At 47.1% G+C, this 21,457-nt stretch carries 22 protein-coding genes; 16 read left to right on the top strand and 6 right to left on the bottom strand.

What is annotated here, in order from left to right:
* Nucleotides 1-81: 81 nt before the first annotated feature.
* From O59_RS18365 to dmeF, 5 genes are all read right to left on the bottom strand, one after another.
* Nucleotides 82-795, bottom strand: a complete 714-nt coding sequence (locus O59_RS18365) for a copper resistance protein B (protein ID WP_007645375.1) — start codon at nucleotides 793-795, stop codon at nucleotides 82-84.
* Between the two features lie 11 nt (nucleotides 796-806).
* Entirely contained in the window at nucleotides 807-2,786 is a 1,980-nt protein-coding gene (locus tag O59_RS18360) for a copper resistance system multicopper oxidase (RefSeq protein ID WP_007645374.1), read from the bottom strand.
* A 5-nt stretch (nucleotides 2,787-2,791) separates the two neighbouring features.
* A complete protein-coding gene (locus O59_RS18355; protein WP_007645373.1) occupies nucleotides 2,792-3,304 on the bottom strand; it encodes a DUF411 domain-containing protein in 513 nt (170 codons plus the stop codon).
* A 114-nt stretch (nucleotides 3,305-3,418) separates the two neighbouring features.
* A complete protein-coding gene (locus tag O59_RS18350; RefSeq protein ID WP_007645372.1) occupies nucleotides 3,419-3,811 on the bottom strand; it encodes a hypothetical protein in 393 nt (130 codons plus the stop codon).
* 126 nt (nucleotides 3,812-3,937) lie between these two features.
* A complete protein-coding gene (gene dmeF, locus O59_RS18345; protein ID WP_007645371.1) occupies nucleotides 3,938-4,903 on the bottom strand; it encodes a CDF family Co(II)/Ni(II) efflux transporter DmeF in 966 nt (321 codons plus the stop codon).
* Between the two features lie 69 nt (nucleotides 4,904-4,972).
* On the opposite strand from dmeF, the gene O59_RS18340 reads away from it, so the two are divergent.
* The 11 genes from O59_RS18340 (at nucleotide 4,973) to O59_RS18295 (ending at nucleotide 14,344) form a co-directional block, all read left to right on the top strand.
* A complete protein-coding gene (locus O59_RS18340) occupies nucleotides 4,973-5,248 on the top strand; it encodes a metal/formaldehyde-sensitive transcriptional repressor (protein WP_007645370.1) in 276 nt (91 codons plus the stop codon).
* A 206-nt stretch (nucleotides 5,249-5,454) separates the two neighbouring features.
* Nucleotides 5,455-6,450, top strand: a complete 996-nt coding sequence (locus tag O59_RS22105) for a DNA-binding protein (RefSeq protein WP_007645369.1) — start codon at nucleotides 5,455-5,457, stop codon at nucleotides 6,448-6,450.
* Nucleotides 6,451-6,538: 88 nt separating this feature from the next.
* Complete coding sequence (locus O59_RS18330) at nucleotides 6,539-7,282, top strand: phage Gp37/Gp68 family protein (RefSeq protein ID WP_007645368.1); 744 nt, start codon at nucleotides 6,539-6,541, stop codon at nucleotides 7,280-7,282.
* Nucleotides 7,283-7,307: 25 nt separating this feature from the next.
* Nucleotides 7,308-8,579 (top strand): three-Cys-motif partner protein TcmP, encoded by a 1,272-nt coding sequence (locus O59_RS18325; RefSeq protein ID WP_007645367.1) that lies wholly within the window; start codon nucleotides 7,308-7,310, stop codon nucleotides 8,577-8,579.
* A 20-nt stretch (nucleotides 8,580-8,599) separates the two neighbouring features.
* Nucleotides 8,600-9,781 carry a three-Cys-motif partner protein TcmP gene (gene tcmP / locus O59_RS18320; protein WP_198284835.1) on the top strand — a complete coding sequence of 394 codons (1,182 nt, stop codon included), beginning with the start codon at nucleotides 8,600-8,602 and terminating at the stop codon, nucleotides 9,779-9,781.
* Nucleotides 9,782-9,795: 14 nt separating this feature from the next.
* The gene (gene csrA / locus O59_RS18315; protein ID WP_040393419.1) at nucleotides 9,796-9,981 is read left to right on the top strand and encodes a carbon storage regulator CsrA; all 186 of its coding nucleotides are present in this window, start codon (nucleotides 9,796-9,798) and stop codon (nucleotides 9,979-9,981) included.
* Between the two features lie 88 nt (nucleotides 9,982-10,069).
* Nucleotides 10,070-11,464 (top strand): hypothetical protein, encoded by a 1,395-nt coding sequence (locus O59_RS18310; protein WP_007645364.1) that lies wholly within the window; start codon nucleotides 10,070-10,072, stop codon nucleotides 11,462-11,464.
* Between the two features lie 50 nt (nucleotides 11,465-11,514).
* Nucleotides 11,515-12,624 carry a DUF3800 domain-containing protein gene (locus O59_RS18305; protein ID WP_007645361.1) on the top strand — a complete coding sequence of 370 codons (1,110 nt, stop codon included), beginning with the start codon at nucleotides 11,515-11,517 and terminating at the stop codon, nucleotides 12,622-12,624.
* 4 nt (nucleotides 12,625-12,628) lie between these two features.
* Entirely contained in the window at nucleotides 12,629-13,561 is a 933-nt protein-coding gene (locus O59_RS18300) for a hypothetical protein (protein ID WP_040393417.1), read from the top strand.
* A 188-nt stretch (nucleotides 13,562-13,749) separates the two neighbouring features.
* Complete coding sequence (locus tag O59_RS21545; protein ID WP_157152646.1) at nucleotides 13,750-13,965, top strand: abortive infection family protein; 216 nt, start codon at nucleotides 13,750-13,752, stop codon at nucleotides 13,963-13,965.
* A 19-nt stretch (nucleotides 13,966-13,984) separates the two neighbouring features.
* A complete protein-coding gene (locus O59_RS18295; protein WP_050977115.1) occupies nucleotides 13,985-14,344 on the top strand; it encodes a hypothetical protein in 360 nt (119 codons plus the stop codon).
* A 90-nt stretch (nucleotides 14,345-14,434) separates the two neighbouring features.
* On the opposite strand, the gene O59_RS18290 is transcribed toward O59_RS18295, so the two are convergent.
* On the bottom strand, nucleotides 14,435-15,490 hold the full coding sequence (locus O59_RS18290) for a DNA-binding protein (RefSeq protein ID WP_007645345.1): 1,056 nt from the start codon (nucleotides 15,488-15,490) through the stop codon (nucleotides 14,435-14,437).
* Nucleotides 15,491-15,695: 205 nt separating this feature from the next.
* Between O59_RS18290 and O59_RS18285 the strand changes: the two genes are divergently transcribed.
* From O59_RS18285 to O59_RS18265, 5 genes are all read left to right on the top strand, one after another.
* A complete protein-coding gene (locus tag O59_RS18285) occupies nucleotides 15,696-16,703 on the top strand; it encodes a site-specific integrase (RefSeq protein ID WP_007645343.1) in 1,008 nt (335 codons plus the stop codon).
* A gap of 157 nt (nucleotides 16,704-16,860) precedes the next feature.
* The gene (locus O59_RS18280; protein ID WP_007645340.1) at nucleotides 16,861-17,799 is read left to right on the top strand and encodes a chromate resistance protein ChrB domain-containing protein; all 939 of its coding nucleotides are present in this window, start codon (nucleotides 16,861-16,863) and stop codon (nucleotides 17,797-17,799) included.
* The gene (gene chrA, locus O59_RS18275) at nucleotides 17,792-19,159 is read left to right on the top strand and encodes a chromate efflux transporter (protein ID WP_007645338.1); all 1,368 of its coding nucleotides are present in this window, start codon (nucleotides 17,792-17,794) and stop codon (nucleotides 19,157-19,159) included. The genes O59_RS18280 and chrA overlap by 8 nt, the downstream gene beginning before the upstream one ends.
* 53 nt (nucleotides 19,160-19,212) lie before the next feature.
* A complete protein-coding gene (locus O59_RS18270) occupies nucleotides 19,213-19,962 on the top strand; it encodes a superoxide dismutase (RefSeq protein ID WP_007645336.1) in 750 nt (249 codons plus the stop codon).
* A 200-nt stretch (nucleotides 19,963-20,162) separates the two neighbouring features.
* On the top strand, nucleotides 20,163-21,457 hold a 1,295-nt coding region (locus O59_RS18265), incomplete at its 3' end, for a DUF4158 domain-containing protein (RefSeq protein ID WP_040393412.1).

Here is a 21,457-nt window from a genome sequence, read left to right as displayed (position 1 = left end):
ACTGGATAAGATCAAAGCAGAGTTAAGTAAAAACGTTTTCATCGTATATTCCTCAGTAATTAATATTGGTTAACACTGGAATTAAAACCAGGCGCGAACACCGGCGACCCATTGGGTATCGCTGGTAGACTCGCCATGTTCACGCACAAAATCGGCGGTATTGCCGAAGCTTTTCGTCCAATTCACGCCGATATAGGGTGCAAACTCGCGGCGAATTTCATAACGCAGCCGCAGGCCAGCTTGGGCATCGGATAACCCTGAACCCGTCAGGCGATGCATATCGTTTTGGCCATAAAAGTTCACCGATGCTTCAGGTGATAAAACCACTTTTTGGGTAAGCATCCATTCGTATTCCGCCGATAGACGCGCGGCGGTATCGCCTGAATCGCCGATAAACAACGCCGCATCGATTTCAAAGTAATACGGCGCTAATCCCTGGATACCGATCACACCCCATTCACGCTCCGGTGTGGGTTTCAGGTCTTGCCGCACGCCTACCTGGATATCCCAGAACGGGGCGATGGCACGGCTGTACAGCGCTTGGATCTCGGCTTCCTCCGTTTCACCATCCACACGCTCCACATCGGTTTTGATCCAGAGTTTATGCAGGTCTTTACCAATCCAGCCCTGGGCTTCGAGCACATACGGATCGGCCTCGTCATCGCCATCGCGCCACTCGAATTGGTCAATCATCACCCGCGTCAGCAAGGGGTCATCACCCTCATGGGCAATCGCGGGCAGACTGGATAACGCGGTCGCCAGTGTCAGAGTCAGTTTTTTAGATAGGTTTTTCATTGGCGTTTCTCCTAAACAACCCTGACTTCACGCATCATGCCGGGCATGTGGTAAAGCAAATGGCAGTGATAGGCCCAGCGGCCCTTGGCATCGGCAGTCACGAGGTAACTGATGCGCGAGCCGGGCTGGACAATGATGGTGTGCTTGCGAGGGATGTAATTGGGATCACCGGTTTCCAATTCGCTCCACATACCGTGTAAATGGATGGGGTGCGTCATCATGGTGTCATTGACCAGGATGATGCGCACACGCTCGCCAAAGCTCAGTTCCAGCGGCTTGGCGTCGGCAAAATTGAGGCCATTGATCGACCACATGTAGCGGCGCATATTACCGGTCAGATGTAGCTCAATTTCCCGTGAGGGCTCACGTTTGTCGTAGGTGGGATGCAGGCCGCGAATATCCGCGTAGGTCAATACGCGGCGACCGTATAGCTTCATGTGGTCACGCAGGCCAATACCCGGATCGGTCAAACCGCTTTGCGGGGCATCGGAATGGCTATCCACATGGGGGCCGAATTCCGTATCGACATGATTGATCTTGGCGAGTGGATCGAAGTTGCTACCAAAACCCGCTTTGGCCAACCGCGATTTGCCGGTGTGCTGGCTGTGATCCATGGTTTTCATTGCCGACATATCGTGCCCGCTATGATCCATCGCGCTCATGTCATGGCCGGAATGATCCATAGCTTCCATTGCTGGCTTTGCCTGTTCACTATGGTCCATACCCGGCATCCCACCCGACATATCATGACCACTATGATCCATACCGGACATATCCATCCCCATTTCGCGGTGACCCAACGTGGGAGCTGGATCCATCGCCGGTATTTCGGCACGCAACGCAATATCCGTCGTCAGGGTGCCACGGGCATACCCGGTACGGTCATTACTTTGGGCAAAGATGGTGTAGGCGCTATCGCCAGCGGGTTCCACTATCACGTCGTAGGTTTCCGCCACCCCGATGCGAAATTCATCGACCACTATCGGCTGGATATTCTGGCCATCAGCGGCAACCACTGTCATTTTCAATCCCGGAATCCGCACATCGAAAATGCCCATCGCCGCGCCGTTAATAAAACGCAGGCGCACTTTCTCGCCGGGTTTGCAAAGTCCCAACCAGCCTTGATCTGGCGTAACACCGTTCATCAGATAGGTGTAGGTATAACCGGTCACATCCGAGATATCGGTTTCGCTCATGCGCATCTGGTTCCACATGGCGCGCTCGTTCCAGGTGGCTGATAACCCCTTGGTTTTGAGGTCACGCACCAGATCGCCGACCGTCCGCTCGCGGAAGTTGTAGTAGTGGCTCATCTTTTTCAAAGTGCCATAAACCTTTTCCGGCGCGGTGTCCGTCCAGTCCGACAGCAGCACAACCATATCCCGGTCATAGGCAACCGGATCAGGATCTTTGGGATCGATGACGATGGCGCCCATTAATCCAGTCTGCTCCTGAAAACCGGAGTGGCTGTGATACCAATAGGTACCGCTTTGCTGGACATCGAACTCGTAAACGAAGGTCTCGCCCGGTTTAATACCGTCGAAACTCATGCCCGGCACCCCATCCATTTCCGAAGGCAGAATGATGCCGTGCCAGTGGATGGAGGTGTCGTGGTCGAGCGTATTGGTCACTTTTAATTTAACTCGCTCACCTTCTTTCCAGCGCAGGATGGGCGCAGGCAAGCCCTGGTTAACGGTGGTGGCGATCCGTTGTTTGCCGGTGAAGTTGACCTTCTGAAAACCAATCGAGAGATCGAACTGGTTTCCCGTCAGAGTTTGCGGGCCATTGGTTGGCCGGGGTGTGTCCGCAAATACCTGACCGGATAATGGCAATACGCTCAGGGCAGCCAAAGAGGAAGCGCCGAGTACAAAGCGACGCCGGGACTGGTCGGGTGGCAACACATCAGGTACCACCGGATAGCGATCCATTGCTGTAATCAATTCCATTGTTGTGCGTATCCCCGCTGTGCGGGTATCGGGAATTTTCATGCCCATTCTCCTTAGAAAGTTTGCGTCAAACTGGTGATGCGAAGGTACACCTCACTGCTGCCATCGCTTTTAAGCAAGAGCACATCGTAGGGTGTGAATCGTTCGCCCATCTCCATGCCTGGGCTACCTACCGGCATACCAGGAACGGCCAAGCCTATGGCCCCTTGAGGCTTTTCGGCGAGGAAACGGGTAATGAGCTGCGCTGGAATATGTCCCTCAAATACATACCCCTCAGGGGAGACAGCTGTATGGCAGGACTGGTATTGGGGACTGATCTGGTAGCGGTTTTTGATCACATTCAGATCATCGGGATGATGGATAGTGGATTTCAACCCATGGGATTGCAGGTGGGAAATCCATTCTTCACAACAGCCGCAAGTCGGGCTTTTGTATACCGCTAACTGAACGGGTTTATCGGCAGCCGCAGCTGGCGATGGGATGGATGAGGCGTATGCGGTGTGGCTTATCAATAAAAACGAAATCGCCAAGCTACCGATAGCGCCCATAAAACGCTGGAAAACCATAAAAGCTCCAAAACAACGCGAAGTTTGTTAAACATCTACGGAGGGAGCTAATGTCACTCCCGCGAATACAATTGGAAGATCGATACGCCAAATTTCAGGCGTAACTGTCCTGTATCAGCGGAAAATGGGGGGACGATAGAGGGATGAAACGGGCGAGCTGGGGATGTACTGGTGATAACCGTTGGTGTTCACTGACGTGTCAGATTGGATTGCAAAAGCCACGCTATAGCTCAACGCCGGAGCCGAACAACTGCTGGAGGAGCAATGCCCCATGGTTTTGCAACAATCGTGAGTGGCTTTCATATCCATGGTTTTATTCTGGACACCCATTTGGCTCATATCGTGATGCATACCCATCATGGAATGATCCATGGATTCCATGTCATGGCTCATGGGAGCAACGTCCATCAACTGGCATGGCATAGCCACAACCGCTAACGATTGGCCTAAAAAGACCAAAGTAAGCAGTGCGATTAACCACACAGGGTGACGTTGTTTAATGACCATAAAAATGGATATCGTGTGAATACGGTTAAAAGCATAGTGCAATAAGGAGCATGGAGTCCAGCGGTATGGTAGGGCGTGGGCGTGCAATCACAATATTTGCATTTTTAATTCCGACCGCTAAATAGCTCATGGTGCTGACATCATGTGAATCGGATGCGCATTTAACTCTACAGTGATATGCACGAGTTCTTCATGGATACCCAATTGCTCTTTGAAATAATCGGGTTGGACATCACCGGTGGTAGCAAGAGAGAGAATACAGGCATATTTACCCTTGGCCACGCGCCACACGTGTAAATCAGTAATGTCAGCTTTGACGGGGCTTGCTGCAATCACTTCCCGAATTTCAGCCACAACTGGCGCGTCCATTTCCGCATCAAGCAGCACACGTCCTGTATCGCGTAACAAACCATAGGCCCACACTGACACTAACACGGCACCCACAATTCCCATTAGCGGGTCAAGCCAATCGGCCCCCCACAGTTTGCCACCCGTCAGCGCTACAATTGCCAGCACCGATGTAGCCGCATCAGCCAAAACATGCAAATAAGCCGCACGCAAATTCAAGTCATGATGATGCTCGTGATCATCTAGCGAATGATGATGGTCATGGTGGTCGTGATGATGAGCATGGTTATCTTTTAGCAACCACGCACAGATAAGGTTAACCAATAGGCCGACACCGGCAATCGCTATAGCGTGATCGTAGTGAATAGGGGTTGGTGAAATCAGCCGCTCAACAGACTGGTAGAGCATGAGGCCCGCCACACCCAATAGGAATATCGCACTGGTGTAACCACATAACACTTCGACTTTCCAAGTACCAAAAGAAAAGCGTGCATCCTGGGCGAGACGCCGAGCGGCGGCATAGGCGAATACAGATAGCCCCAACGCCAAGGCATGGGAACTCATGTGCCAGCCATCAGCCAGTAACGCCATCGAGTTGTATACCCATCCGCCACTAATCTCGGCAATCATCATTACAATCGTCAACAGCAATGCCCAACGAATGTTCCGCTCCGCCAAGGGATTGCCATCATCAAACACATGCGAATGACGGAGGGTATCTATATCAACGGCGTGGGATTGCATTTAAAGTATCCTTTGGTCAGATTTAATATACTCCCCCCTAGTATATATACATTCCCCTAATGGTGTCTTATGGCTCATACCACTAAATCCAAAAAACCACTGCTGACCCGTGTACGGCGTATCAAGGGTCAAGCTGAAGCATTGGAACTGGCGCTGACACAGGAAACTGAGTGCGCAGCAATTCTTCAGCAAATATCGGCCATTCGCGGGGCGGTTAATGGGCTAATGACAGAGGTATTGGAGGGGCACCTCCGCGAACACCTTGGTTCAGATGATGCATCCCCGCAGCAGCGTCAGGACGATTTGGAGCAAGTGATATCGGTACTGCGAACTTATTTAAAGTAAGTATTTCTAGCAAGGGGTGGATTACAGCGGTAATTATCCATCTGTACCATTTTTATTGATCTTTCCCGCCCAAAATCCTTTTAACATTAGATAAGCCTGCATTATCTAATGTTATATATGACCAATATTTGATCTTTAATGTGCCGCAATGTACTATGTAATTACATAGTACGTACTACAGTACGAAATAATCAGGGCAATTGAATATGGCAAACAGTGGCATTAACAAAGCACAAGTCAAAAAGGCTCGTGATGCCCTTATCGCACGGGGTACAAACCCGTCTATTGATGCAGTGCGTATTGAGCTTGGAAATACAGGTTCCAAAGGTACAATTCATAAATATTTGAACGAGTTAGCGCAGGAAGGTGGTGTAGCACTGGGTGACAGTATTGCACTTGGCGATACGCTTGGGCATATCGTTGCGGATCTGGCAAATCAGCTGCAGGGGGAGGCGCAAGCCATCGTCAAGGAGGCCTCGGAAACGCATCAGGCAGAGGTGCAACGACTTAACGATCGCTTAGTGGAACAACAACGGCTACTTACCGCTGCCAATCAGCAGCACGAGACGCTTAGTCAATCGCTTGCAGAAGCCGAACGTTCAAGAGAGTTGTCGGTAAGGTCGGAACAGGAGCTTGCGTTAAAAACCGAGCGATTGGCTCAGCAACTTGAAAGCCAGAAAGAACTTATCGCGCAAAAAGACGCGCACATTATTTCGCTGGAAGAAAAACATCACCATGCGCGGGAAGCATTGGAGCATTACCGCAACTCGGTTAAGGATCAACGCGAACAAGACCAGCGCCGTCATGAGCATCAGGTGCAGCAGTTACAAGCGGAGATTCGACAGCTCAACCAAACCCTATCGCTGAAGCAAACGGATATTACCCAGCTCAATAAGGACAATGCGCGCCTTGCGACGGAAATAAGTGAGGCCAGAAGGCAACTTCGCACGGGTGAGCAACACCAACTATCGCTTACGGCGCAACTGAGGACATGCGAAGAATCATTATTGACGATGACCACAAAGTTTACAGATTTAGCCAGACAGCAGCGAGAGGATGCCGACGTGATTACGGATCTCAAACAACAGCTTGCAGCGCTCCAGCAAGCATCCCAATCCATGCAGGTCGAATTAATTACCACAAAAACAGAATTGACCGTCAAAAACCAATTATTTGAAGCGTTACAGCCACGCGCACAGTAACGCTGTGATTGGATGAACCATTATCTGTCCTTTTTGAGTTTTCAAAACAGGACATCTACACTTCAGCATAATTCATGGAGAATGAATCATGGCTACGAACAGCAAAATAGAATGGACCGAACAAACGTGGAATCCTATTACCGGTTGCACGAAAGTATCACCCGGTTGTAAATACTGCTACGCCGAAGTCATGGCTAAACGGCTGCACGCTATGGGCACACCAGGGTATGAAAACGGCTTTAACAAAATCACGTTGATGCATGAAAGACTTGATCAGCCGCTACACCGTAAGAAACCCACCATTTATTTTGTTAATTCGATGAGTGATATGTTTCATGAGGATGTACCAGATGATTTTATCGATCTAATTTTTGACACCATTCGTGCAACGCCACAACACGCTTACCAAATTCTCACCAAGCGCGCTGAGCGAATGAATGTCTATTTTCAAACACGTACAGTACCTGACAATGCCTGGCTGGGCGTATCCGTTGAAGATAAGCGCTACGGCGTACCACGTATCGCTTATCTACAAGCGATCAAGGCAAAAACGCGTTTCCTCTCGGTTGAACCTCTCCTGGAAGACCTTGGTCGAATTTCGTTAAAGGGAATTCACTGGGTCATCGTCGGAGGCGAATCCGGTTCTAAAGCTCGGCCTATGGAAGAAGCGTGGGCGCTTAGGCTGCGCGACCAATGCCAACGCACTGGCATCGACTTTTTTTTCAAGCAATGGGGTTCCTGGGGTCAAGATGGCGTCAAGCGAACCAAAGGTGCTAACGGTAGAGAATTACAAGGTGAAGTGTGGGACATGATCCCAGCAATAGCCGTTTAATAATTTTAGGAAAAGGAACATCCGTGTGAGCAAAAATAATAAAAAATATGATTGGGAAATTGGATCTGAATTACCGCAGCTGGATGAGCATAGCCATACCAAACATTTAATCATTGCCGATTATCTCAAGCGTTATGTTGAAGTGTATATGAGCAACACCAACATTGAGAGATTACCGTTAACGATTGTGGATGGCTTTGCCGGCGGCGGTAAATACCGTGGCTTCGACGAGAAAAACGTTGTCGATGGCTCACCATTTTTAATTTTAAAATCTATTAAAGAAGCAGAAGCAACAATCAATAATGGGCGTAAAAAGCCTCGCCATATTGAAGCTGAATATCACTTCATCGAAAAGGAATCACCCCATCTGGAATTCCTTCGTCATGAATTGGCCATGTCCGAATTCTCGCATTTGGTAGATAAAACGACACATCTCTACAAAGGTGATTTCGCCAAAGTTTCGCCAGCAATTATCAATAGAATCCAACAGCGTAATCGCTCAATGCGAGCCATTTTTATACTTGATCAATACGCTTATAAAGATGTTCCATTTCCTTTAGTCAATACCATTTTATCTAGCACGAACAGCGAAATTATTCTCACGTTTAACTACGACACACTACAGGGGTTTCTTTCCGAAAATTCTACCAATCGAAAAGCGCTGGAAAATATTGGCCTAGCGCAATACATCGATTGGCAACGTTTTAATCTTCTTAAAGAAGCCGGTATGTGGCAACAAGCTATACAAGAACAATTAGCCAACGCGATCCTTCATGCATCAGGTGCAAAACACATAACGCTGTTTTTTATCAAACCTAAAAAAGGATGGACCTACTGGCTCGTTCATTTGTCGAAAGTATACCGTGCTCGCGATGTCATGATGGATTTGCATTGGAAGCACTCCAATGTGTCCACAGGTTTTGAGCACCATCTCGGGAAGGGCTTATTCGCCTTAGGGTATCAAGCGTGCAAAATACCAGGGCAGAACACCTTGGATTTTGGCGAACCATTTGATTTTGGTGCAGATGCCAAGAAAAAATGTATTTCTGATTTATCAGAAGCTATTCCACGCCTGTTAGATAATCAGCGATTAGAAATTCCTTTCCATACACTGACCGATACCATTGGGAGCTTGACACCAGCATCCGCGCAAGAAATCAGGATAGCGCTTCAAGGTGCAATGAAAAATAAAGAAATCCTTGTCATAAACAAGAATGGAAACCCAAGATCAAGTGCTGCTCAAATTGGTGGTGAAGACGTTATTAAATATCATCAGCGGCAATTAATTTTTTTATAATAATTAACAGGGAATACATGATGGCACTACCACAGGAATATATCGGCCGCGAACAAGCGTTTATCAAACACACTATTCTCAAAACCTATCTTGAGCGGCTGTTCATGATTATTGGACAGTCTGAACTTGTCATCAACTATGTTGATTGTTTTGCTGGCCCATGGTCGGATGAAAATGAAGAGTTAAGGGATACATCCATTGGAATATCCATTAACCAAATGAAAAAATGTGTAGCAACTTTAAAAAAGGAACCCTTTAAGCGTTCGGTAAAGTTTCGTGCGTTGTTCATTGAAAAAGATAAAAAGGCATTCGCGCGCCTGTCAGAGTTTCTGGGAAAACATAACGATCCTGATGTTAGCGTTGCATGTCGGCAAGGCGATTACACAACCCACATACCGGAAATTGTTAGCTGGTCAGAGTCCCATTTCACCTTCTTTTTTGTTGATCCAAAGGGATGGAAGCGCATCATTGGCCCATCAACGTTAAAGCCTCTACTGGAGCGCCCAAAAACGGAATTTTTAATTAACATCATGTATGACTTCGTTAATCGTGCTGCGAATATCGCAAAGCACGATGCTGATATTGAAGAGCTATTAGGTAGTCCAATCCTTTACACAGGAACAGAGTCAGTTCAGCAACGGCAAATGCTTTTGCTTTCTCATTATCGCGCTGGTGTTAATGACATATTTAAAGGAAGGACAGCGTTCATTCCGATTGAAAGACCCGGTGAAAAAAGAGTGCTTTATTTTCTGGTGTACCTCACTCGTCACGCCAAAGGTATTATTGTTTTTAAAACGGAAGCTGAAAAAATGATCGTACTTCAGCGAGAAACACAAGCTCAAGTTCGCCTTCGAAACCAGATCAATACCCGATCAACTCTGGATATGTTTGGTGAATCCAGTGCGGTCGCCGAAGTAGATTTTTTTGAAATAGAAGATGTGCGAAGAGCAGCCAAGGAGTACCTGCTCAAACAGCTCACTACCATACCATTATTAATCGATAATGAGTGCTGGGCGCGTTTTTTACAGGAAACAAATTTATATCCAGGCGATTTACAACGAGCGATGAAAGAGCTTCATGATTCAGGAATGGTCAGCAACCTTGATGCCGACATTAGTCGACGGCGCTCGCAATTTGTAAAACCTGACTGGCCAAAAAAGAGTGAGCGTTGGGCTCTAAAGCAACAACAAATACGAGCATAAATAAAGGAAAAGCTATGTTAATTCTAACCAGACGTATCGGTGAGACACTAATGGTCGGTGATGAAGTGACAATTATCGTGCTGGGTGTAAAAGGTAATCAGGTGCGCATCGGTATTAATGCACCAAAAGATTTAGCGGTTCATCGTGAAGAAATCTACAACAAAATTCAACGCGAAAAAGATGATATACCCAACCGTTAGTTCGTGATTACATTAGAGTAAAAATCACAAGAAAAATCAAAAAACTGATGTCTAAGTTTTTCATTAACGTTAAAAAAACGGAGCTTATATGAAGGAACTACCTAGATCGTTATTTGATGTTTTTGCGCTTTCGTTGCCGCGCGGTCATGGCTTCGGTAATACACCGCCTCTTGGGGCTTGGCAAAGTGATGATGGCTTGGCATTTGGTATTGTCACACATGATGATAGAACAGATGTTTTCGGTACCATGGTGCTAAGGCGTCGCGTCGATAACGTCTGGGTGGTTACGTCACAGAACGATAATATTCAATCATTCGATACCGCCATGATGCAGTTGCAGCCTCTATTGAAAGACGGGATTCCGCCAGAATCAATGCTACCAAATACCGCACCACGTCCTGCTTTACATGATTTGAAAGGACGAACGCCTTCAGACGTTTTTAAACGCTTAACAAGTCCCACTGATCATGTGGCAGCGTGGATGCTCAATCAACTATACCTTGCATTACCCAAGCCTGATGCTAACTGGGTAAGTGATTGCCAGACCGACAATTTTCATACGCGCTTATGGGAAGCGCAGTTATTAGCAAGTTTTCGAGAACAAGGTTTATTGGTCACACAACCTCATCGATCACCTGACTTTTTAATTCAAAACAGGCTCGGTGGATCAGCCTGGGTCGAAGCAGTGACAGCCAATCCACCTGAGCGCTATAACCATGTCAGTACCGAATCTATTGAACCACCGCAGGATCGTAAAGAGCGCCTATTAGGTACAGCTGCTGTCAGATTTGCTAAGACGTTGGGAAACAAACTTGGCAAAAACTATCATGAACTTCCGCATGTTATTGGGAAGCCTTTTATAATTGCGCTCGCGGATTTTCAATCATCAGCATCCATGACGTGGACGAGAGAAGCTTTGATAAGTTATTTGTATGGCATTTATCCTCAGGTAGAAAATGTTGATGGCCACCGTTTTGTGTCTGCACAATCGATTGATCGCTTGCTGGGTGATTCAGGATTTCCAGCCGGATTATTTCGCAATCAAGAACACAGTGAGCTATCTGCCGTCATTTTTACAAATGCCTGCTCAATAGCTAAATTTAATCGAGTTGGAGTGTCTGCTGGAGCAGCGACAAAACAATTACGGTACGTTCGTATAGGTGAATTTTTTGATCGCACGCCTAACGCTCTCGAAGGCATTCCTTTCTGCTTAGATATTACGAGTCCAGAATACCGATCATTATGGCCGCAAGGCTATGAACCATGGTGCGCGGAACTTGAAGTATTTCATAACCCATTTGCTAAATATCCTGTTCCAAAAGAATTACTTCCTGAAACAACACATTGGTTTGAGCACAATGGTGAAATAATATGCCGTTCATTTTATGAAACTTCTATATTGCGCTCTTTTACCCTGATTCAAAATGAAGCAGACAAAATGCCTACACTTGATGACTTGTTTCAAGGTGACTTGACTGACTAATTTTTAAACACATTTCGTATTGTTAATGTGGACGTAAAGAGAGAAATATTATGGATATAAATGATCACAGAGATATGGCTATTCGCTTTAACCATATACAAAACACTGATGATATTTATACATTTTATTACGATGAAACAAATAACATTCGAAAGTTATATTTAACGGAATCAGGGTTTAATGTAGATCAAGCAGACAACTTTGTTTTAGCAGGAATTATGCATAAGGGACTGAGCTGCCAGAAAGATTTCTCTGCATTATTTGATCGTCTGAAGCTACAAAAATCAATAAAAGAACTGAAGCTAAAGCATGTAGCAAAAGGATCTTTTCTTGATATGCTAAAATCTGAAGGCTTGCACACCATATTAAAATGGCTTCTCGATAACGAGTTTTATATTCATTACTTCAATTTGAATCTTTTATATTGGTCTATTGTCGATATTATTGACTCCATCATTGACGGAACCAAAAATCCTTTTTATGTGATGAATCACATGCTATTAAAAAGTGATTTATATGAACTTGCCAATGGTAAACAACACGAGTTTCTGGAAAAACTCAGATACTTTAATTATCCCGATGTTACTGAAAATCAAGCCAGTGCATTTTGTGAATGGCTTGTGTCCTTTGTGGATGAAAATAACGTTGCACTACCAAACGATAGAGCAGAAATTTTAAGTGAGTTTGTGAAAGAGTCAGTCATAATGGACGAGCTTCCATTCATATCAGGGTTTCATGGTCGCGAGCTGATATCCAACTTTATGGTTTTTTATTTACAGAAATTGTATCTCTTTAAAAATTCAAAACACATCTTTGATGAGGAGCATAGTATCGAAGAGCTTCTTAAAATAGATCCACTGACTGAAAATGGTAAACCATTTAAAAACTACGAGTTTATTAAATCGCATGATCTTAAAGCAGTGCAGATCTCTGATGTCATTGCAGGTTTGCTTGGAAAATATTTTACGTATTTCAAGAACGTTAGTTTTCTTCAAGTTAAGTTGGATAAGGAAAGTTTGAGCGCTCAGCAGCTCGATACGTTGGGTGTGTTAAGGCGGTTGATTGATGTATCTGATGATCTTAGCAGTGGGTTATTTATTACGGTTGTGAGTGAAAGAGAACACACAAAACGTAATTGGTTTTTACATAAGGTGCCGTAGCAAAGTGAATAGCAAACTTAAGATTAATTTTTGGTCAGACCTTAGGAAATATATCACTTCGCAGCTGACTGCTTTCGGTTATCAAACACCAAGCGCCAAGGAGCTACGAGATCAAGATCGTGCACCTGAAGAACGTAAAAATGCTACGGAACACTACGATAGCCAAAGGTTGATAACGCATTATTTTTCCATATTAATGCGGCGATTACCGAAAGCGAATTATCAAGTATTTGTTTCAGATACTATTAAAAACGACGCTCAAAAACTTACGCTTGCGAGTCTCATAGAAAGTATGTTTGTATCAGGTGAAGACGTAAATACTCACCTGAGTCATCTGGTAAAAAAGACCGACCAGCTTAAGAAAGAGCATTTGGATCTTTTACTTTCCGAGTGGGGTATTCATCACATTCATTTCGATCCAGATCGAACAAACAAGTTGTTATTTGTTCACATAAAAGGAACCTCGGTATATTTTATTGATGTACTTGAGCATGAAGATGATGAAGGGACGATAGAAACCTGGACCAATACCGGCCTGATAGAAATTATTCATCGTAACTGGCCTGACGCTATCAAGGCCTACAAAGTTAATGGTGATTTCGGGTGTGAAGAGCGTACAACAGAACAGCGCCGAAACCTGCGCGATAAATTTACAAACAGTTTTGTCACGGTGCCTGATGGGACAGTTTATCGCGGCCCAGGTGGTGGTTTTATGGCTAACGGGGGAGCGATGGAAGTGCTTCGTGCCACGGACTTTATTATCGAACAAATTTGCCAGCACGAAAAAGATGTCAGAGCTGGTGCGGAGAAGATAAGAGCTCAACTTAACATTGCGGATACCGACAGTCTTCGGCTTCAACTCAAATTTGAACCAAACTTGGCGAGCCATATTTATCACAAAAACCGGGACAGAATTATTCGCTTTGCCAATCCATGAACCAGAAAAAGCAAAGGTACTTTTTGAGTGAAACCCTTGCTATGACTGGATTACAGGCAATTTATGTATCATTTGGCGGAAATGTTCTGGCGCTGGATGTTCAGTAGGCTGAGAGGGAGAATGCTCACGCAAATGAGAATCATTTGCTATGGCCAAAATGGGGTTTTGTTTAAAGTTAACCTTCTGATATTCCGGATGAAGTGAAAGCAAGTGACAGTATAAAACGACTGCTGAAAAATCTTGCCGATATTACCTACGGTGTTGCTGAGTTAAGAAATAGCTATGGCACTGGCCATGGCAAAAATGCAAAATCCCGGGGACTCAGTTCGCGACATGCCAAACTGGCCGTTGGAGCTGCATCAACCCTGGCAATTTTTCTGATTGAAACCCATAGCGAACGATAAAACGACTGAAGGAGACTGCATGGTCATACAATCGATTAAAACACGGTATAAAGGTTGCCAATTTCGCTCTCGCCTGGAGGCTCGATGGGCAGTATTTTTCGATGCACTAAACATTATCTGGGAGTATGAAAAAGAAGGTTTTCGACTCTCCGAAGGAACCTTGTATTTACCCGATTTTTGGTTGCCTGAACTGGATTGTTTTTTTGAGGTAAAGGGGGCGGAACCAACGGATCGAGAAAAAAATATTGCGAAGCAGCTTAGCAGTGAAGCACATAAACTGGTCATCATTGCCTCCGGCACCATGAACGTTGAAGAGTTAAGGGCCGGAGATATATCCTACGGTGATTGGCCGGCGAAAGGTTTTATGATGACCGCCTAGAGGTCCGGCCGGTAAAAGCGTTGGAATTAGCCACTTTGCAAATAAGACATTGATTCATTTAGCTTTTCTGACAAGGGCTGGATAAAATCCTTACCGAGATAGCGAATCCTGAAGCTGCTTAAACTGTCCCTGAATCACCGCTTTTTCCTGAAGAATCAACCTGTTCTCATCGGACAGAGCTTCCACTCTATTCTGAGAGACTATCAGATCCGTTTTAGTGGCCTCCAATGCTTGGGATAGTACGGCCACTTGCTTATCGGCATCTGCTTTCTGGCTGGTAAGTGCGGCAATATTATCCGCCAGTTGTTCACTTTTATGTTGCTGCTCCCGGCTTTTTGCCGAGGCGTCGTTAAGTCGATGCTCCAAGTTCTCGATATCGACCACTTGTCTATCCAAGGTGCTTTTGTTCATCGCATTGGCCTGTTCGAGCTCATGCGTTTGTCGTTGTAAGTGCGCATTAGTGTCTATCAGTTCGGACGCGCTTGACTCGGCTTGGATGAGCCGGTGTTGCAGGTCTTGAATCTGGTCTTTCAGGCCCTGGTTAACCACGTGGAATTGCTCGCGTTCCTGCTGCCGATCTTCGGCGGTGCGTTGCTGGTAGTGTTCAAAGTGATCACGAATATCCTTATTTTCCTGCTTGAGTTCTGCAACGCTTTCCTTTAATTCAGCAGTTCGTGAAAGGGCTTCGTCGCGTTGAGCCTCTGCCGTTGCTAGCTTAATGCGTACATCTTCCAGGGACTTGCTTTGCAGGGCTTTTGCTTCGGTAATTTGCGATAGCTGGGCGTTCAGATCCTGTTGGCGGTCGGTAAGCTGCGCGATGCTGTTACGGGCCTCAGTCAATTCTTTCCGGAGTTGATCATTCGATGCCTTGAATTCGTCGCGGGATTGCGCGATGCGCTGGTCGGCCATCTGCTGAACCCGTTCATGTAAGGCTTTTACTACCTCGACGAGATCATTCGGCAACCCGCTCACATCGACCACCTCCCCATTATCTGACCGCCAGCGCTTGAGTAGTGGTGCAATGGTGCTTTTGCTGCCGGTTCCCAAATGCTCGCGGACACGATCTACGGTAGGCTCCTGGTTCTGGATTTTGATAGCCTCTGCGGCTTTCGAGACATCGTAGTAAGTGATTCCGGCGCGAGCCATGACAGTTTCCCTCGGTGATTATTTAGTAACGTATTACATAGCACGTAATATAACATAATATATTGACTTTTATGCAGCCAATAAAAATTAAATAGTAACCTTCGATAATGAATGTTATCGTTGGTTATGAGTGAGAAATGAAAAATTGATGTTTGTAACACCAGTACATTGGTGCCTTCCAGCGACCCACAGAAAAGGGATAACCATGGATAACTACACACCCAAACTCACATCGGATTCGCCATTGCGTAGTGAGCAATCAGTTTTGCCGTCGCTGGCAGAATCCGACTCACTGCGCCACTATCTGCAAGCGGCGACCTCCAATAACACGCGAACAGCCTACCGTTCAGCGATTCGGCAGTTCGAAAAATGGGGCGGGCGGTTGCCCACGGATCGGGATACCCTGGTGCGTTACCTGGTGGCCAAGGCCGATGTGCTGAATAGCCGGACTCTCGCCCTTCACCTCACGGCCGTTAGCCAATGGCACCACTACCAAGGGTTGACTGACCCGGTTCGTGATCCGCTGGTATGTAAAACCATGGAGGGCATTCGCCGCACCCATGGACAGCCCAAGCGCAAGGCCAAGGCGTTGCGCTTGGAGCACATCGCCCAACTAGTAAATTACTTGCGGCACTTACCGGACAACAAAAAGAAATACCGGGATATTGCCTTGGTACTCACCGGGTTCTTCGGCGCCTTGCGTCGCAGTGAGCTGGTTGCTCTTCAGGTCAATGATCTGGTTTGGGAGCCGGAGGGGCTACTCATCCGGTTGCCGCGCTCCAAGACCGACCAGCAAGGCATGGGTTTAATGCGAGCTTTACCTTACGGAAAGGCCGCTTGTTGTCCGGCTACCGCCGTGAAAACTTGGTTAGATGCAGCGGGCATCACCAACGGTCCGGTGTTTCGTCCCACCAACCGCTGGGATCACATTCAGGAAAAAGCGCTGGCTCCAGGTGCGGTCAATGCTTTGCTCAAAACGCTGGGGCAAGCCTGTGAGTTTGATTTTGTGCCTGAACTCAGTAGCCACAGTTTCCGTAGAGGGTTATCCACATCGGCAGCGCGTGAGCGAGTGGATTTTGAGTTGATCAAGAAACAAGGCGGCTGGAAGAGCGATGCCACCGTCTGGGAGTATATCGAGGAAGGCCAGCAGCTCAGCAATAATGCGTCAATTATCTTAATGGAGAAGATGGCAACCCTGATGGATGCTGAATGATTCGGTCAACATTCGGGGCAGAATCAATGTATCGGGCCAAACCCAAATACCAAAGCTGGTAATGTTACCGCCACGATCATGGATCATTCTGGCCGCTTTACACCATCGATAAAATATTGTAGATTTTCCTACCTTTGTGTAACTAGATCTACAATATATGAAATGGGTATTACTGATCTTATCCCTGCCCACCCAAAACGCGACAGTGCGTATGCGGGTATGGCGAACCCTCAAGTCCTCCGGTGCAGCAGTATTGCGTGACGGCGTTTATCTGCTTCCCCATCGACCAGAACATCAGCAATTGTTCGATGGCTTGCTGCAAGAAGTAGAGGCAAGTGAAGGCTCAGCTTATGTGCTCCTGGTCGATACCGAAGATGCTGGCCAATTCAGCGGCCTGTTTGATCGTCAGGATGATTACGCCCATCTTTTACACGAGCTGCCCCCAATAAAAGAATTGGCCAGTAGTTCCCTGCAAGAAGCAACCAGACAGCTGCGTAAACTGCGCAAAAACTTCACCGCTATCGCCGCAACGGATTTTTTCCCCGGTGAAGCGCAGGCACAAACCCAGCAGGCGCTGCAACAGCTTGAACTTCAGCTCAATCGCCAGTTATCGCCCAACGAACCCCATGAGCACACCGGTGAAATCCCACGGTTGGATATCAGCCTCTATCGCGGGCGGTTATGGGCAACCCGTCAACGTCCCTGGGTGGATCGCCTTGCCTGTGCCTGGCTAATCCGCCGTTTTATCGATCCGGAGGCTCGCTTTGTGTGGTTGCAAGCACCGAAGGATTGTCCCGCCGATGCGCTGGGCTTTGATTTTGACGGAGCCAGTTTCACTCACCTGAATGGCAAGGTCACTTTTGAGGTTCTGCTTGACAGTTTTAGGCTCGATCACCCCGGCTTAACGCGCTTGGGGGCCTTGGTGCATTTTCTGGACGTAGGGGGTATCCAGCCCAGTGAAGCCAGTGGGCTGGAGCAAATCCTGTGGGGATTGCGCAACAGTATTCATGACGACGATCAACTCATCGCCACGGCTAATGGTGTCTTCGATGCCTTACTGGCTGCTTTTACAGATAAGGAAACACACCATGAGTAACACCACCGAATTAATAGCTCACCAGCCGGTTGAAGCGCCTGCGCCGGTCAGTTTTTGGGAAGCCTTCCGTTTCTGGTTAAAGCTCGGGTTTGTCAGCTTTGGTGGCCCGGCAGGCCAAATAGCCATCATGCACCAGGAGCTGGTGGAGCGCCGGCGCTGGATCAGCGAAAAACGGTTTTTGCATGCGCTCAATTACTGCATGGTGTTGCCTGGTCCGGAGGCGCAACAACTTGCCACTTACATTGGCTGGTTAATGCATCGTACCTGGGGCGGTATAGTGGCGGGTGTGCTGTTTTTGTTGCCATCACTCTTCATTTTGATTGGACTCTCGTGGGTATATATCGCTTACGGCGACGTAAGTTGGGTAGCCGGTTTGTTCTACGGTATCAAACCGGCGGTGACTGCCATCGTCGTGCATGCCGCCCATCGCATTGGTTCACGCGCGTTGAAAAATAATGTGATGTGGGCGATTGCTGCCGCCGCGTTTGTGGCCATTTTTGCACTCAATATCCCATTCCCTTACATCGTGATTGCAGCGGCACTGATTGGTTATTTGGGTGGGCGGTTTCTACCTGACTACTTCAACAGCGGCGGTGGCCATGGCAAGGCTGATAAATCCTTCGGCACCGCGTTATTCGATGATCACACACCCACGCCCGCGCACGCCATGTTCCGCTGGTCGCGTTTCAGCATGATCTTGATCTCCGGTGCATTACTCTGGGCTGTTCCGCTGTTTGCACTTTGGAGTTATTTCGGTTGGGATCACACACTGACACAAATGGCCTGGTTCTTTACCAAAGCGGCACTACTCACTTTCGGTGGTGCCTATGCGGTATTGCCCTATGTTTATCAGGGTGCGGTCGGCCACTATGGTTGGCTCACGCCCACGCAAATGATCGATGGCCTCGCGCTCGGTGAAACCACACCAGGGCCGCTGATTATGGTGGTGGCCTTTGTCGGTTTTATTGGGGGATATGTACAAGCCGTATTTGGCACCGACATGGTATTTCTCGCGGGCGCAGTAGCCGCCACCATTGTCACCTGGTTTACCTTCTTGCCCTCGTTTATTTTTATTTTTGCGGGTGCCCCCTTTATTGAAACGACGCACAATGATTTGAAATTCACTGCGCCACTCACGGCCATCACGGCGGCGGTGGTAGGTGTGATCTTGAATCTCGCCCTGTTTTTCTGTTACCACATTTTGTGGCCAGAAGGCTTTGATGGGCGGTTTGAATGGATATCAGCGGTAATTGCTGTTGCAGCGGGTATCGCATTATTTCGTTACAAAATGAATGTGATGAAGGTGATTGGCATGTCGGCGCTTGTTGGGCTTGCGGTGTCGTTAATGGGGATTAATTAAGTCATCTTTCGATCTGCTCGAACTCATTGCTTACACTTAACGGAGGAAAACCAATGAATGATTTTAACCAAAACAAACGTGATTTCCTGGCTACCAGTGCGACCGCTGCCGCAGGGTTGCTTATTGCATCGGCATCAAATGTTAGCGCAGCTGAATCGTCGTCTCAGGCAGCACCTAAAGGAGCAAATTGGATGATCACCGAAATAAAACCAAAACCTTTATCCTTCAATGCCGCAAAATTAAAAGGCCTTTCTGCCAATTTGATCGAGTCGCATTGGACTAACAATTACAGCGGTTCGGTAAAAACATTGAATGCGGTGAATGATCAGTTGAGTCAGGCACTCGCAAACCCCGACACGCCAGCGTTTCTCTACAATGATCTCAAGCGGGAGCATTTGATTCGCACAGGCTCGGTCATTTTGCACGAATTATATTTTGATAACCTGGGCGGTAATGGCAAAGCCGATGGTGAATTACGCTCAGCTTTCGCCAAACAATTTGGTACTTTTGATCGCTGGGAAACCGAATTCCGCAAAATCGCTCAAGGCTTGGGCGGTGGTTCCGGGTGGGTTGTTCTGGGGTATAACACGCATTTCAATAAGCTGGAAAATTATTGGATGGGTGATCACGCACATTTCCCGGTAGGCACAGTTCCGTTGTTGGTCATGGATATGTATGAACATTCTTATCACATGGACTTTGGCGCGGCTGCCGGTAAATATATTGATGCTTTTTTCAATAATATTAATTGGGATGAGGTTGCTCATCGGCTCCAAGCCACTCACACGAAGACAACATCCTAAAAACGCTATTGGTATGCCTTCTCTTAGGGGGCATACCATTCGCTTCGGCGCAACCAATCAAGGACACGGACGTTATTGATCCGGCGCTGAGTGACGTGTGACTAAATTAAGAGAAAACCAAATGGCGACCAGAAACCTGCAACTAGCCCACCTGCGAAAACTGTCCCAACTGAAACTGCCATTAACAAAGTAGCGGATCGATGGCGGCCATTTACCAGACAGCCTATCCGCGGATCAAGTCAGATATCACGCATGTCGAGTTAGGGGATGTCTACACACCGACACCGGAAGAGCAGCAGTTTGCTGTGAAACATTGCAAACGGGCGAGCACTTCCTTTCTGGGATTACTAATCCAGTTAAAGACGACCCAACGATTAGGCAGATTTGTCACATTGGGTGAAATTCCAAACGTCATCATCGCACACATCAAAAGCCAGTGTCGTTCAAGAGCATCATTCAAGGATCTTCAAACCTATTACGTGTCAGGGGCAAAGGATCGTCATGTAAAACTGATTCGACGTTATCTCTATATAAAACCCTACGATGCAGCCAAGACCTCCGGATTAACAAAGAGTTGGGCGCAAGAGGCGGCAACAACTAAAGAAGCCCTGCCGGATATCATCAATGTCACGTTGGAATACTTGGTCAAGGAGCGATACGAGTTGCCAGCGTTCAGCGTGCTTGAGCGAATCTGCCAAACAGCCAGAGCGGAAGTCAACACCCGGTATTACGGTCAACTGTGTGAATTTTTGACGGCTGAAAGTCGCCAGTGCATCACGGATATTCTCCGTTCCAGCACCGGGCCGAATGGTTTTGGCTGGAGCACGCTGAAAAATGAACCGAAACGCCCAACTCCTCGCAATATCCATGTGTACATCCACTACCTGGAATGGCTGACCTCCCTGCAAACACTACTGCCTGCGGATTTGGGGTTGCCACCGGTGAAACACCAGCAGTTTATCGACGAGGCCAAGGCCCTGGATTACGCCGAATTGATGAAGCTAAAGCTGAACAAGCGACTCGCTCTGGTCATCGTTTTAATCCGACACCAATACGCACGAACTCTGGATAATGCCGCCGATATTTTTATCAAACTGCTGTTAAAAATGGATCGCTCGGCGCAGAAACTGTTGGAGAAATACCTTGCAGACCATCAAAAGCAAACTGATCATTTGATTTCTGTGCTGACTGGAACGGTCAAGGTTTATTTGGATAAACCCGAATCGGTGTCAGCTTTTGATCCTGTCCTGGGAAAGAACAGCGATCAGTTGCTGCAAATGTGTGAACACTACATGGCGTTCGCGGGTAACAACTACTTGCCGTTCATGGTTCAACTCTACAAAAAGCAGCGATCAACGTTGTTTCGCACGATTGAAATACTCAATCTGGCTTCGTCCACGGAAGACAAGGATCTGCTGAATGCATTTCAATTTATTTTGAAATACAAACAACGGCGCGCCGAGTTCCTGTCCATTCAAAGTGATCCAAACGATCC

The sequence above is a fragment of the Cellvibrio sp. BR genome (genome assembly GCF_000263355.1).
In the GTDB taxonomy this organism is placed as follows: Bacteria; Pseudomonadota; Gammaproteobacteria; order Pseudomonadales; family Cellvibrionaceae; genus Cellvibrio.
Note: the sequence above shows the minus strand (reverse complement) of the source record. Positions and strands in the feature narration are given on the sequence as shown.

Coding starts and splice junctions, on each gene's coding strand:
- csrA (WP_040393419.1), top strand. CDS start 9,796: ATGTTAATTCTAACCAGACGTATCGGTGAGACACTAATGGTCGGTGAT.
- O59_RS18350 (WP_007645372.1), bottom strand. CDS start 3,811: ATGGTCATTAAACAACGTCACCCTGTGTGGTTAATCGCACTGCTTACT.
- chrA (WP_007645338.1), top strand. CDS start 17,792: ATGAGTAACACCACCGAATTAATAGCTCACCAGCCGGTTGAAGCGCCT.
- O59_RS18360 (WP_007645374.1), bottom strand. CDS start 2,786: ATGGGCATGAAAATTCCCGATACCCGCACAGCGGGGATACGCACAACA.
- tcmP (WP_198284835.1), top strand. CDS start 8,600: ATGGCACTACCACAGGAATATATCGGCCGCGAACAAGCGTTTATCAAA.
- O59_RS18305 (WP_007645361.1), top strand. CDS start 11,515: ATGGATATAAATGATCACAGAGATATGGCTATTCGCTTTAACCATATA.
- O59_RS18340 (WP_007645370.1), top strand. CDS start 4,973: ATGGCTCATACCACTAAATCCAAAAAACCACTGCTGACCCGTGTACGG.
- O59_RS18285 (WP_007645343.1), top strand. CDS start 15,696: ATGGATAACTACACACCCAAACTCACATCGGATTCGCCATTGCGTAGT.
- O59_RS18330 (WP_007645368.1), top strand. CDS start 6,539: ATGGCTACGAACAGCAAAATAGAATGGACCGAACAAACGTGGAATCCT.
- O59_RS18290 (WP_007645345.1), bottom strand. CDS start 15,490: ATGGCTCGCGCCGGAATCACTTACTACGATGTCTCGAAAGCCGCAGAG.
- O59_RS18355 (WP_007645373.1), bottom strand. CDS start 3,304: ATGGTTTTCCAGCGTTTTATGGGCGCTATCGGTAGCTTGGCGATTTCG.
- dmeF (WP_007645371.1), bottom strand. CDS start 4,903: ATGCAATCCCACGCCGTTGATATAGATACCCTCCGTCATTCGCATGTG.
- O59_RS18365 (WP_007645375.1), bottom strand. CDS start 795: ATGAAAAACCTATCTAAAAAACTGACTCTGACACTGGCGACCGCGTTA.
- O59_RS18295 (WP_050977115.1), top strand. CDS start 13,985: ATGGTCATACAATCGATTAAAACACGGTATAAAGGTTGCCAATTTCGC.
- O59_RS18270 (WP_007645336.1), top strand. CDS start 19,213: ATGAATGATTTTAACCAAAACAAACGTGATTTCCTGGCTACCAGTGCG.
- O59_RS22105 (WP_007645369.1), top strand. CDS start 5,455: ATGGCAAACAGTGGCATTAACAAAGCACAAGTCAAAAAGGCTCGTGAT.
- O59_RS18280 (WP_007645340.1), top strand. CDS start 16,861: ATGAAATGGGTATTACTGATCTTATCCCTGCCCACCCAAAACGCGACA.
- O59_RS18310 (WP_007645364.1), top strand. CDS start 10,070: ATGAAGGAACTACCTAGATCGTTATTTGATGTTTTTGCGCTTTCGTTG.